This window comes from Blautia sp. ZXY-1-C6 (genome assembly GCF_056339875.1).
Window position 1 is genome coordinate 1 of record NZ_JBWJVQ010000208.1, and the last position, 13064, is coordinate 13064.

The following is a 13064-nucleotide window of genomic DNA, read 5'->3' on the forward strand; positions in this document are numbered from 1 at the left end:
AATCTATAGGTAAGATGATTCACAGCATAAAAGTGCTGATAAACCAGAGTATAAATGAAGGGAGGTGTAGAATATGTTAGAGCTTGAAAAGAAAATGCAGGAAGAACCTTTTGATGTAGAGGTTCAGTATTGCGATCCAGATGACTGTGACTATGATTGTTTAACAGCACCGGATTGGTGTAACACACATGTAACTTCATTGTGGTAAAGGAGGATATTTTTTATGGAAAATTTAGAAATCAGAATTCAGAAAACTACATTTGATGTAGAAACACAGTACTGTGATCCAAGTGACTGTTATCATGATTGTGATCATGAAGGTCCAAAATAACTGTGATGCTCATTTTACAGAAATTTGGTAAGACTGGAGGAACGCTATATGGAGAAAATGGAGAGAAAAATCCAGGAAGTTGCGTTTGATGTAGAAATTCAGTATTGTAATCCAGATGAATGTCTTCATGATTGTAAGCGTGAAGGGACGAATAACTGTGATATGGTGATAACATCACTCTGGTAGAAATACCAGGAAAATTTAATGTCTGTCCCTGTAGGTTTTCCTGTAGGGACACTTTTGCATTTGTACATATTTTTTCTAGTGTAATAATTTGGTAAGATTTTGTAAGTATACTAATCCCATAAGAAAGGGGGAAACCGTATGAATATTACATTCTGGGTAACCGAAAGATGCAATTTAGCTTGTAAATACTGCTATGTACATAAGCAGCCTAAAACAATGACATTGGAAACCGCAGAACAGACAATCAAATATTTTACTAATAAATTTGATGAAACTGTTGCAGCAGGAAAACGGATTAATGTAGCTTTACATGGTGGTGAGCCATTACTGAATTTTGATGTTATTCGGTATATTGTAGAAACCTTAAAAGAGCGATATGATGGTCATATCATTTTTACAATGACAACAAATGGAACAGTGTTTGAAAAGGATATTTACGATTTTATAAAGGGTAAGGTACAGATTTCTGTAAGCATTGATGGAAATAGGAAAACAAATGATACAAACCGTATTTATCCAAATGGTGAATCTTCCTTTGATAAAGTAGTGAAAACCTTAAAGTTTTTAAAAGAGCAAGGTGAATACATCCGGGTCAGAATGACTGTCAATAAGGAAACCCTTCCGGCTATGGCTGAAAATTATATTTATCTGGATCAGATGAATATGGGAGTAGTAACTTTTGCATTAGATGCCGGAGCTGCATGGAACCAACAAGATATGCAGATATATTATGAAAACTACGAAAAAATCATGGATTACATGATAGAAAAAGATAAAAAAGCAGCGCAGTATTTATTATTTAATATTAAAGAGGCAACCTTCAGAAGACGTACTGGCTGTGACGGTGGAACAAATACATTCCATATATCTGCGGATGGTGGAATTTACCCATGCGCATTAGCTGCTGATAAAGTGGATTATTGGCTAGGAGATGTTTGGAAAGGATTACAGCCGGAAAAATTAGAGGCTCTCCATAAGATTAACGAAATTCCAGTGACAGGGTGCGGAGATTGTACATTTAAGCAGAATTGTTCCAGCCAGGTATGTAAACTGATTAATAAAGCATATACCGGAGATTACTACACTGTTTCTGCTTTCCAGTGCAATGAAAGAGATATTGTTTATCGGATTTATAAAAAGTATAAATATATATTGGAGGGATTCCATGTATAGTCCTAAAGTGGCAGTTGTAGACTCCGGTGTAGATACACAAAATCAGGAAATCATGGAGCATGTAATTCAAGGATTTTCTTTTCAAAAGAGTGCAGAAGAAGATGGAGTTATTGAAGAGAAAAATTTTGATGATGTTTTTGGTCATGGAACCAACTGCATTGATTGTATCTTACAATTTGCAGAGCAGGCACAATTTTATCCTATAAAAATTGTAAATGAATTAGGAAAAACGACCAGTTCTTTACTGCTTGCTGCGCTGGAAAAGTGCAGGGAACTACCGGTAGATCTTATCTGTTTAAGCCTTTCCGTAACACAAATGCTTAATTCTGCTATGGAAAAGGAATTGAGGGATATTTGTAATGACCTGGAAAAACAGGGAAAGATTATCTGTGCTTCGGAATGTAATAATGCAAAGGATACCATACCGGCAATTTATAAAAGTGTGATTGGTGTTGGAGAATTATTACCAGATGCAAAGAAAAAAGTTCTTGTAGACAGGGCGGCAAGCGTTCAGGTTCTGGCGGATATTTCCCCGATATTTGTTGCAGGAAAATCCGGACGATATAATTTTTTTAAGGGAACTTCAAAGGGAAATGCTTATGTGGCAGGTATTCTGGCCAGAGCTATGCAAACAGCACCGAATATAAAAAGCATACAGGAGGCATTAAACATACTGGAAAAGACAGATGATCCTTTAGAAGAAATTGATTTAGAGTATGTAGGAAAGCTCCAGACTGATGAAGTGGGACAGATGATTTTGGAAAAAGTACATAGGAGATTGTTAGAGTTTGGCTGCACATCTTCCCTTGATGAAATCAGCAGGTATCCATTTCTTTCCCAAATTACAGGAGTGAATTTCTTTAATTTTTACGATTTTATCAGCGGGATATATAGGGAATTAAAAATCACGAAGTTGGAGTATCATACCATAAAAGTAGGTGATGTTTGTACCTTGTATAATCTGGTTGAACATTTAAGAAGGAATGTGTGTTATGAAGAAAAAGAATGTTGTTTTGGAGCAGATACGAAAGTATAAATGGGGTTATCTGTTTGGGATTATATTGGTAGCTATGGACGCTATAGTGACCTATATTTATCCTCAGTTAATTACCAATATTCTGGATAAGGCGGTTCCGGCAAAAAATCCAGGAGCTGTGATTTCCAATGTTGCATATATGGCTATATGCCAGCTTGTATCTATTACAGTAGCATTGGCATTGAGCTATCTGTTTTGCAAAATGTCAAATGGTTTTATTGTTAAAATCAAGTTATTGTTGATACAAGCAATGTTTCAGGTTGATGGGAAGGAAATAGAGAAGAAATCAAATCTGTTTATGACCAGCATGAATGCAGATGTTAATAATATAGAGATGCTCTCTTCCCGTATGCTTTCTGATTTGCTGATACAAATTGTGACTGTGATTATTACAGCGGTAATCCTGATACAGATTAATCCGGTTATCTTTTGGTTTATGCTTTTGATTTATCCGATTCTTATTGCTATTCAGATTTTCTTCAACAAAAAAATCATGAGCCAGTCCAGAAAAGTAATGGGAAAAATGGATGTTGGAAATGGTCTGATTAAGGAGTTTGTAAGCAACCTTTATGAGTATCTGGCGTTAAATGGAAGAAATTACTATATAGACAAATTTTGCAGGAACGAAACTTCTTTGCGAAATGAAATCCTAAAGCAAAATATGTTAATGGCCTATAACCGTTCAGTACCGCAGCTCATTAGTACCACTACTTTTTTGATTGTACTGGCAATCAGTGGTGTTATGGTGATTAATGGACAGGTACAGTTTGGAGAGCTGACAGTGATTATTATGTACACACAAAGAATGTTTAATCCGCTGTCCTCAATCATGCTTGTAATTGGACAGTTCCAAAAGGCAAAAGTATCAATGGACCGAATTAATGAGATTGTGGGGTGAAGCAAATGGATATATCAAAAATTGAAATAAAAGATGTAAATTTCAGTTATAAAGATGTAAAAGTATATAGAAAAAATTTGAATATGTATCTTGAGAAGGGCTCTATTTATCTGATTAAAGGGAAAAATGGTTCAGGAAAAAGTACACTGGCTGGTATCTTGTTAAAAATCTGGAATGACTTTTCAGGAACTATATTATTAGATGGGAAAAGCATTACTAATCTTTCCAGGGAAATACTTACAGAAACAATAGGAATTTGTTTTCAAAAGCCGCCGATTTTTCGTGACACTATAAGAAATAATATTGCTCTTAATGATTCTATTCCGGTAGAAAAATATATTTCTTTATTATCATTTTATAAAGATTTGGAAGAAATGGGGCGTACATTAGAGTCGGAGCTTATTGATACTGGAAGCGTTTCAGGTGGGCAGGCACAGAAAATTGGTATTATCCGGACAGTATGTAGAGAACGTTCTGTATATATTTTTGATGAACCTACATCAAACCTGGATAGTGTTTCTAAAAAAGAATTTTATGATATTATAGAACACTTGAAACAGAATAGCATTGTTATTTTATTTTCGCATGAAGCGGATGCAGAAAAAAATGCAGACTTTATCATTGAGTTGTAAAGGAGGGAACCAGATATGTATATGAGAAGTCCAAATGCAAAAGTTTTAGTACGTGAAGAAAGAGTTGTTTTGTGTAACACCAGAAACGGAGGATTTGTAAAAACCTCAGAGGCTTATTTTCAGTATCTTGAAAAATATCTGGAAGAGAACAATGGGGATTTTACCATTGAGGAAGAAGATACTGTGGTAAAGAAAAATGCCTATAAGTTATTTCAGAAACTGTGCCGGATTCATTTTTATATTTCGCAAGAACAGATGAAAAATGAGATAACCTATCCGTATCAGATCGTATATCTTTCTTTGACCAATAGGTGTAATCTAAGATGTAAACATTGTGTGGCGTCTGCTTGTATAGAAGAAGTAGATCACATGAATACGGAAGACTGGAAAAAGGTGATTGTTCAGGTGTTGGTTTTAAATCCAGAACAGATTAACCTGACAGGTGGGGAACCGTTAATCCGTCCTGATTTCTGCGAGATACTGGAATATTTAAGGGCAAATTATAAAGGTGCAATTACCTTGTCTACAAATGCGTTACTGCTGAATGACCGGCTTATGGAAATCATTAAAAAGAATGTTGATGGTGTTTCCGTCAGTCTTGATGGTTTTGATTCCTATAGCTGCACAAAAGTGCGAGGAGAAGGGATTTATGACCGGGTGATTGCTGGGATCAAAAAATTAAAAGAAGCTGGAATGGAAAAAGTATCTGTTTCCATGCTGGAAACAAAATATACCTATGGACATGATCAGGATTTTTATAAATTATGTGAAGAGTTAGATGTAAAACCATTGATCCGAAGATTTGCTCCTTCAGGAAGAGGAGAAGAGAACCAAAGAGAATTGCTTCCACCAATGGAATACATAGAAAAATTGGAAAAGCAGCATTTAAGATGTGCATTATGTCAGCCTGGTAAAAAGGAGTTAAATATCAGTGAAAACGGAGATGTATATCCTTGTGCTCCACTTAGCAATTTGGAAAATCTTTTTATGGGAAATCTGCTGGAAACACCAATTACAGAAATTATTGAGAACCCGGCATGGAAAGAGGAATTGGAAAAGTTAAGACCTTGGAGAATGGAAAAATGTAAGGATTGTGATGTGAATCTGTTCTGTCATTCTTGTATCAATTTTACTCTGGGAATGCAGAGCGACGAGGAAATCTTCCAGAAGTTTTGTGAAAAACAAAAAGGACATTTAGAAAAATTATTATGGGGGAATTAGTTATGAAGAATAGAAAAAGACTTTTAAAAACAGTAGGTTTATTAACAGCGGCTACAGTGATGACAGTATCTTTAAATGCAGAGAGTGTTCTTGCTTATTCAACAGGGGAAGAGGCTGCTATTGTGGCTTCTGAGGAAGATCCATACGATGTTACGAAAATCAATTTGAAGGATATGTTTAATCAGAACCAGGAGGATTACTACGTTTATTTTTATATGGTTCAGTGCCCGTTTTGCAATCAGGTAAAAGATAAAATGCTGAATTTTGCGGCAGAAAATGATAATGTATATTTTGTAGATTATGCTTTAAGAGAAAATCGTCCTTTACAAAAATATAACTGGACAGCAACACGCTCCAAATATAACAAAAAGATAGGATATGTGGACAGTGATGGAAACAAGGTATTTTTACCGGGCGAATCGGAAGAAAAATACCAAAATATGAAGAATGATTACGGAAAGCGAATGCGTTTTAATTTTGTGACCATTACCCCAGACGATATTCCTGCTTTTCCTGGGTCACAGGTAGGAGATATTTATACAGATATTCAGACACCGGAAATTGACTATGCTTCTATTACAAATTATGAAGATATGCTGATTGCAGGTGTTCCAGCATTATATCGAATTACGAATGGAAAAATTACAGAATTTTATTTTGACTCTGTAGAAATAGAGGAGTTTTTCAATAGCATAGGAAGGTGAGATTATGGATATAAAGGAAATCTTAAACCCTATATGGTTATGGATTTATAAAAACTAAAAATTCTAGGATGGAGGAAGTAATAGCATGACTATACTTGAAACAAAGGAATTGAAAAAATATTATGATTCCGGTGAATATATTACAAAAGCTTTAGATGGGGTTTCTTTAGAGATAGAAGAAGGTGAATTTGTTGCTATTGTTGGCGCTTCAGGGAGTGGAAAATCTACATTATTAAATATGATTGGTGGATTAGACATACCAACTTCTGGGAGTGTTTTAGTAAAAGGCAAAAAAATAGGACAATTAAATGAAGAAGAACTAACGGTTTTTCGCAGAAGGAACATTGGCTTTGTTTTTCAAAATTATAATTTAATTCCAACATTAAATGTTTATGAAAATATTGTCTTTCCAGTGGAATTAGACGGAAATGATATAGATAAAGATTTTTTGAACAAAATTGTTACAATTTTGGGCATTGATAAAAAATTGGAGAATCTTCCTGGAAATCTATCAGGTGGGCAACAACAGAGGGTTGCAATTGCCAGAGCTTTGATTACAAAACCGGCTATCATCTTGGCTGACGAACCGACAGGAAATCTTGACACACAATCAAGTCTTGAAGTAATGGGCTTATTGAAACAAACAAGTCAGCGATTTTGTCAGACTATTGTTATGATTACGCATAATATGAATTTGGCTCAAATGGCGGATAGAATTATTAGAATTCAGGACGGGAAAATTATAGACGCATAATGGGAGGGAATGCGGTGTATTTGACTAGAATTAAAAAGTGTATCTTTAATCTTGCAAAAAAGAATTTTGGAAAAAGTAAAACACGAAATATAATTACTATTTTGGCAATTATACTAACCACTATGCTATTTACTTCTATGTTAACAATCTGTACGGGAACATATCAATCAATACAGACTACTATGCAGATGCAAAAGGGAAGTAAAGCAGACGGAGATATAAGATATTTAACAAAAAATGAGTTTGAGCAGTTGCAGGAAAATAGCAACATAAAAGTTAGTGGTTGTCGAAGACCGATAGGATTTGCAAGTAATACAAAGAATCATAATGTTGAAATTGATTATATGGATCAAATAGAGCAAGAATTAACTTTTAATAGGCCAACGCATGGGAAAGCACCGAAAAAGGCTAATGAAATTGCTACTACAGATAAAGCATTAGAAAGTTTAGGAGTAACACCCAAAGTAGGAGAAAAGGTCAGGATAGAATTTGATTTAAGAGAAGAGCATTATGTTTATGAAATGACAGTTTCCGGATGGTGGGAAGCTAGAAATTCACAAGTTAGTGTATTGCTAGTGTCAGAGGAGTTTATGAATAAAAATGAATCTTTGTTTCCCTATACATACGATGAGGACATGGAATATGCTGGAACGTATTTCTCAGAGGTGATTTTTGAATCTAAAAAGAACGTGGAGCAACAAATAAATAAGATCATTGAAGGTTTTAACGAGCAAAAAGGAAAAGATGTTGTATCTGGTGCAGTGAATTCAATTACAAATCCACAATTGGATTTTTCTGTGATTGGCGCAGTGATTATCTTTATAGTTTTATTTATTTTGGCAGGCTACTTGCTTATTAATAATATTTATTCTATTTCAGCTATGCAGGATATAAAAAATTATGGACTACTTAAAACTATTGGTACGACACAATCTCAGATTGCATTACTTGTTAAAATCCAGACATTGTGGTTACTTGTGCTAGGAATACCAGTTGGTTTAGTTACAGGGTATTTTATCGGTAAATCTATTTTACCGTTTACAGTGAATACTATTGCAAGTGAATATTTAAAAACAGAAATAGTAATAGCACCAAATCCGTTGATTTTTGTTGTGGCAACGATATTTACAATTGTAACGGTTAAAATAAGTATTGGTAAACCATTACGTACTATATCTAAAATTTCCCCATTGGTAGCTATAAAGGAAACGGGAATAAGAAAAAATAAGAAAAAAGAAAAAACGCATAAATTTAGCATAATTAAAATGGCAAATGATAATTTTAGAAGAAACAAAAAAAGAAGTATTTTTATTGTTATATCTATTGCATTATGTTGTGTGTTTTTTAATTCAGTTTTTATTCTGGCAAATAGTATTAGTATAGAAAAAGGGGTTGGATTACAAAGTGCTGCGGATATTGAAATCGGAAGTGGTAATCTATTTAATAATTTAAAAGGTTATACACGACATAGTGATGGTTTAGAACCCCAAGTAATAGATAGCATTAAGGCAAACTTTAAAATTAATGCGGAAGGGATTATATATAAAAATACATTAGATGATTTAAACGTTACATTTGATTATAATGCACCAATACAAGATGAAATTATATCTGAAAATGGAGTGAAGATGGTAGCTACAGAAAATGGGCGTGTAATACTGGGAAATAATAATTTTCCAATTTGTAATGTCTATGGAATAGATGAAAATGTTTACCAGAGAATGAATTTAGTAGACTCTATTGCAGGTATAGAGCAGAATAGTATTTTTCATAAAATGGAGCAAGAGAATTTCTTGATAGAAGCATTGCCAGTTTCACGTACTTCAAAAGATACGAGAGAATTTCAATGCAATTTAGGTGATAAAATAAAGGCTTTTGTTGATGGTGAGGAAAAACTTTATACGGTTATTGCACATGCGTATGTTAGCCCGACAGAATATGAGGCTCCTAATATGACGACAGGTATAAATATTGTTGGAGGAGATGCACCGATGTTCTACCTTTCCTCAAAATCATTTGTAGATTTATATCAAAATCCAACAATCATGAATTATACATTCAATGTCGATGAAAAAAATATGAAACAAATTTCATCGGAGATTGAAGTATTCGTTGAAAATTTTGAAGGAAAAGTTGGATTTAATTCTGCTGAGTTGATAAAACAGGATATGGAAAGTATGAAAAATACAATTTATGCAGTGGGAATTGTTGTTAGTTGTATTATTGGAATTTCAGGTCTTATCAATTTTTTGAATTTAACAATTGCAAATATTTTGAGTCGGAGAAGAGAATTTGCCATAATGGAAAGTGTGGGAATGAGCAAAAAACAGATTAAAGTTTTGATAACAGGAGAAAGTCTGCTATATTCTGTTTATGCAGCTCTTTTAGGCTTAGTGTGTTCGTTAGTATCGGGATTTTTATTGATTGGTCCGATTTGTAAAGATACATGGTTTATGCATTTTGATATGGTAATATGGCCAGCTATTCTTATAGGTGGAAATATTGTTATACTAACAATATTTTTACCTAAATTATTATATAAGGTATTTAGCAAAGGCAGTATTGTAGAAAAACTTAGAATTGAGGGATAGGATATTTAAGTTTATTAAATATAAAATTACTTGGAAAGGAGGCGAAAGAGTATGAGGATTTTAGAGCAAGTAATACAGGAAGAAACATTCGACATCGAAGTGCAGTATTGCGATCCGACGAGTGCCTACATGATTGTATACACTCAGGAACTAATAACTGCGATGCAATTATTACCGGTTGGAGGTAGAAGGAGGCCATTATGAAGGAAATGGAAAAAGTAGTACAGGAAGAAACATTTGAAATCGAAGTACAGTATTGTGATCCTGATGATTGTCTGCACGATTGTATACACTCAGGAACTAATAACTGTGATGCAATTATTACCGGTTGGAGGTAGAAGGAGGCCATTATGAAGGAAATGGAAAAAGTAGTACAGGAAGAAACATTTGAAATCGAAGTACAGTATTGTGATCCTAATGATTGTCTGCATGATTGCATACACTCAGGGGTCAATAACTGTGATGCAATTATTACCGGTTGGAGATAAAGGAGAGTCATTATGAAGGAATTAGAAAAAATGGTACAGGAAGAAACATTTGAAATTGAAGTACAGTATTGTGATCCTGATGATTGTCTGCATGATTGCATACACTCAGGGGTCAATAACTGTGATGCGATTATTACCGGTTGGAGATAGGAGTTATTATGGAGAAATTAAAAAGAACAGTACAGGAAGAAATATTTGAAATTGAAGTACAGTACTGTGATCCTGATGACTGTTTACACGATTGTATGGAGAGTGGATACAATAACTGTACAGCAGTAGTAACTAGCTGGTGGTAAAACTTGCAAATACAGACAAAGGCAGTTTAGAAAAAGGCACTAGGTAAGAATTTTCTGTTATCTAGTGCCTTTTTAATACAAAGGGAGAGAAACTATGTATCCATTTCTAGTTGAAAATATGGCAGATGAGGAAGCCCATATACAAAATTTAAACATTGAGGTAAATTCCAAAGAAGTTTGCTATTTTATGTGTGGGGAAAATTTTGGACGGATACTTTTTGAAATCTTTTGCGGATATAAAAAACCAAAAACAGGAGAGATATTTGTATGTAATAAAGACTGGCTTGATTTGGACGAAAATAGTCGTTCTCTTTTAAACAGGCGCTTGTTTGGAATAGCGGCAGAAGAGTTTCCGCTGATTGAATTTATGACGGTTGAAGAAAACATTTCTATGCCAAGTCTGTTAGATGGAGATAAATCCAATATAGAGGAATTGGTTAAGGCTTTTGACATAGGCCACTTATTACAAAAATATCCTTCGGATCTTAATCATAGAGAAAAAATGAGATGTATCTGTGCGCGTGCCTTTTCTGGAGGCAGAAAGGTTGTTGTGATATTCGATTTATTCAAAAGAATGCAAGAGCAGAGTAAGGCAGATCTTGCAATACTTACTTATCATGCAGCAAAAAGTTTGGGGATAGCTGCTCTTTACATAAGTGAAGATTTAGACGAAAATTATGGCGCCTATGATCTTATATACAAATACCGACCTGAGAAAAAGGAATTTTCTATTATTGATTATCGCGCATGAATGGAACTGTAGAAATGGAATGTGATAGAGAATGTAGACTGCTGTTAAATGATTTGAATGGTATTCTTTCTGAACAATGTTTGGAACAAAGAGTTAGGTGCAGGTATTTGAATAATCCGGTGCAGGAGTTGGCAGAGTGTATCAATCAACTACTGGATATTTGTGAGAGGGCAGTAACAAGGACACTGGATATAGAAAATGATTATCGTACTATGCGGGCGGAACTGCAGAGCAATATCCGAAATCCGCTAAGCTGCATAAAAACAAGTTGTTTTCTGATCAATTCACTTGCAGAAAAGGAAAATATCCAGTCTGAAAAGCTCCGAGAGTATCTTCAAATTATGGAAAAGGCAGCGGAGGATATAGAGAGTGCATTAAAATAACTGATAATTGAAGAAGTGCTGGGCGGGGAGTTTTCGTCCAGTATTTCTTTCTGGAATGAGAAAAGTTGAATTTACAAATCAAGAGGAGGCATACACATGAAGTATGTTTTTCCAGAATATAAAGAGAATGTAGTGTTGGGCAACGGGAAATTACAGTTAAATCCAATGTCCTATCAGGTTATCTACGAAGGAAAGGAGATAGACCTGACACCCAGGGAATTTGAAGTTTTATATCTACTGGCTTTAAAGCCAAACTGGGTAATGCCAAAGACAAATATTTATCATTCTGTATGGGGTATTCATTATCATGATGATCAGATACCATACAGAACAGTAGAATATGTGATATGGAAGATAAGAAAAAAGATGGGACATGATATTATCGAAACGTTGGTCAATGTGGGGTATCGGTTGAAAAAGTTATAGTTTTTGGGAGATATAATTGAGATGAAATAGTATGTTATTATTAATGGAGGATTTATTACATGAACAGAAATAAGAAAAGTGCAAAACAGTATCACCAATCTGTAATTACTGCTTTAGAGAAAAAAGTAAATGACATGAAAGATTCCGCTTATTCAGGATTGTATAGTGAAATAGCATTTATCATTGGAATAGCAGTTATCATGATAGATACCTTTTTTCCACCAGAGGAAACGAAAGTTAATTGTGTATGGAAAATAATACTGATAGCTGTATCTATAGTCTGTATGCTTTATTTCGCCAAAAAAGTGAAAACAGTGAATGAAGTGGAAGAAGAGAAAAAGTTTTGGCCGAACTTTTTTATTCAATGGGCAACAAGTTTAGGATATATAAACATGCCTGTAGCTGTGATAGCTATTTTGGTAACCTTTGATAAGGGCAAAGCATGGACATTATTTATGATGGGGGTTGCTGTAATTCTGACAGGTTTAACTTTAATAGAAGCACTTGTAAAAACTTCTAAAATTTTAAAAAAAGAAAATGTTGGTAAGCGGAAATAAGATTGATTAAAAAAATTGAGGTAAAAGGTAGACGGTGTATTTGATATTATTTACATCTTTTTGTTGAAATTTGATAATCATTTTTGGTGATGAATATTACATCATTATTATTCCAATCTGCTGGAAAATACAGATAAAAGGATTATGGATATTTATCTTGAATTCGGATTTGAAAGCCAATGGACGTTTAACCAGGCGTTTCAGCAGAAGTATGGGAGGACACCTAGCAAATATCGAAAAATATGGTGGGATAATTGAATATTATGAGAGTTGCAGAGAATATATCGGGAAATATTATTTGCGGTTTGAAAGAATTTGGAGCGGATATGCGATTTAGCGCATATCCGCTTTTGACATTGTAGAAAAGATTTTTGTTTTGAACGGTTACGTTGGTAGACAGTAATATTTTTATATGGAAGATGTGAAAAAACAAAACTATTAATATTCTAACAAAAATTACATAGACAGTCGATTTTATTACATGAATAAAATTTCAAGAAATAAAAGGTGTATTATCTAAAATGTAAGGAACAGAAGAAAATAATTCAACCATTTCAATTTAGAATTAGTATCTGTACTGTACAAAATTGATTTATGAAAGGAGAAATAATTATGAGTGAAATGAGAAATCCTATTA

Annotated in this window: 20 protein-coding genes; all 20 read left to right on the top strand. The window is 34.0% G+C overall.

The annotated features are described in order from the left end of the window. The first annotated feature begins 73 nt into the window (after positions 1-73). The 20 genes from AC075J_RS12620 (at position 74) to AC075J_RS12715 (ending at position 12685) form a co-directional block, all read left to right on the top strand. Positions 74-208 (top strand): hypothetical protein, encoded by a 135-nt coding sequence (locus AC075J_RS12620; protein ID WP_275932379.1) that lies wholly within the window; start codon positions 74-76, stop codon positions 206-208. 171 nt (positions 209-379) lie between these two features. Continuing rightward, a complete protein-coding gene (locus AC075J_RS12625) occupies positions 380-517 on the top strand; it encodes a hypothetical protein (protein ID WP_158555580.1) in 138 nt (45 codons plus the stop codon). Between the two features lie 138 nt (positions 518-655). Beyond that, positions 656-1690: a radical SAM protein gene (locus AC075J_RS12630; RefSeq protein WP_117689863.1), complete on the top strand. Its 1035-nt coding sequence runs from the start codon at positions 656-658 to the stop codon at positions 1688-1690. After that, positions 1683-2726: a S8 family serine peptidase gene (locus AC075J_RS12635; RefSeq protein WP_158555579.1), complete on the top strand. Its 1044-nt coding sequence runs from the start codon at positions 1683-1685 to the stop codon at positions 2724-2726. The genes AC075J_RS12630 and AC075J_RS12635 overlap by 8 nt, the downstream gene beginning before the upstream one ends. Then, positions 2683-3624: an ABC transporter transmembrane domain-containing protein gene (locus AC075J_RS12640; RefSeq protein ID WP_158555578.1), complete on the top strand. Its 942-nt coding sequence runs from the start codon at positions 2683-2685 to the stop codon at positions 3622-3624. Before AC075J_RS12635 ends, AC075J_RS12640 begins: the two co-directional genes overlap by 44 nt. Positions 3625-3629: 5 nt before the next feature. Continuing rightward, the gene (locus AC075J_RS12645; RefSeq protein ID WP_147330228.1) at positions 3630-4256 is read left to right on the top strand and encodes an ABC transporter ATP-binding protein; all 627 of its coding nucleotides are present in this window, start codon (positions 3630-3632) and stop codon (positions 4254-4256) included. A gap of 15 nt (positions 4257-4271) precedes the next feature. Then, entirely contained in the window at positions 4272-5477 is a 1206-nt protein-coding gene (locus tag AC075J_RS12650; RefSeq protein ID WP_117689867.1) for a radical SAM/SPASM domain-containing protein, read from the top strand. Between the two features lie 2 nt (positions 5478-5479). Then, positions 5480-6181, top strand: a complete 702-nt coding sequence (locus tag AC075J_RS12655; protein ID WP_117689868.1) for a hypothetical protein — start codon at positions 5480-5482, stop codon at positions 6179-6181. Between the two features lie 85 nt (positions 6182-6266). After that, positions 6267-6935 (top strand): ABC transporter ATP-binding protein, encoded by a 669-nt coding sequence (locus AC075J_RS12660; protein ID WP_117689869.1) that lies wholly within the window; start codon positions 6267-6269, stop codon positions 6933-6935. A gap of 20 nt (positions 6936-6955) precedes the next feature. Beyond that, positions 6956-9526, top strand: coding sequence for an ABC transporter permease (locus tag AC075J_RS12665; protein ID WP_476390387.1), 2571 nt, complete (start codon positions 6956-6958; stop codon positions 9524-9526). A 51-nt stretch (positions 9527-9577) separates the two neighbouring features. Then, the gene (locus AC075J_RS12670; RefSeq protein WP_476390388.1) at positions 9578-9730 is read left to right on the top strand and encodes a hypothetical protein; all 153 of its coding nucleotides are present in this window, start codon (positions 9578-9580) and stop codon (positions 9728-9730) included. Beyond that, a complete protein-coding gene (locus AC075J_RS12675) occupies positions 9727-9864 on the top strand; it encodes a hypothetical protein (protein ID WP_158555576.1) in 138 nt (45 codons plus the stop codon). Before AC075J_RS12670 ends, AC075J_RS12675 begins: the two co-directional genes overlap by 4 nt. A 12-nt stretch (positions 9865-9876) precedes the next feature. Further along, on the top strand, positions 9877-10014 hold the full coding sequence (locus tag AC075J_RS12680; protein ID WP_158555575.1) for a hypothetical protein: 138 nt from the start codon (positions 9877-9879) through the stop codon (positions 10012-10014). 12 nt (positions 10015-10026) lie between these two features. Beyond that, entirely contained in the window at positions 10027-10164 is a 138-nt protein-coding gene (locus tag AC075J_RS12685; RefSeq protein WP_158555574.1) for a hypothetical protein, read from the top strand. An 8-nt stretch (positions 10165-10172) separates the two neighbouring features. Then, a complete protein-coding gene (locus AC075J_RS12690; protein WP_158555573.1) occupies positions 10173-10310 on the top strand; it encodes a hypothetical protein in 138 nt (45 codons plus the stop codon). A gap of 94 nt (positions 10311-10404) precedes the next feature. After that, positions 10405-11061 (top strand): P-loop NTPase family protein, encoded by a 657-nt coding sequence (locus AC075J_RS12695; protein ID WP_117689874.1) that lies wholly within the window; start codon positions 10405-10407, stop codon positions 11059-11061. A gap of 107 nt (positions 11062-11168) precedes the next feature. After that, complete coding sequence (locus AC075J_RS12700) at positions 11169-11444, top strand: hypothetical protein (RefSeq protein ID WP_117689875.1); 276 nt, start codon at positions 11169-11171, stop codon at positions 11442-11444. A gap of 96 nt (positions 11445-11540) precedes the next feature. Continuing rightward, a complete protein-coding gene (locus AC075J_RS12705) occupies positions 11541-11870 on the top strand; it encodes a winged helix-turn-helix domain-containing protein (protein ID WP_117689876.1) in 330 nt (109 codons plus the stop codon). 59 nt (positions 11871-11929) lie between these two features. Next, on the top strand, positions 11930-12427 hold the full coding sequence (locus tag AC075J_RS12710; protein WP_117689877.1) for a hypothetical protein: 498 nt from the start codon (positions 11930-11932) through the stop codon (positions 12425-12427). A 93-nt stretch (positions 12428-12520) separates the two neighbouring features. Next, positions 12521-12685 (top strand): helix-turn-helix domain-containing protein, encoded by a 165-nt coding sequence (locus tag AC075J_RS12715; RefSeq protein WP_117689878.1) that lies wholly within the window; start codon positions 12521-12523, stop codon positions 12683-12685. Positions 12686-13064 lie beyond the last annotated feature (379 nt).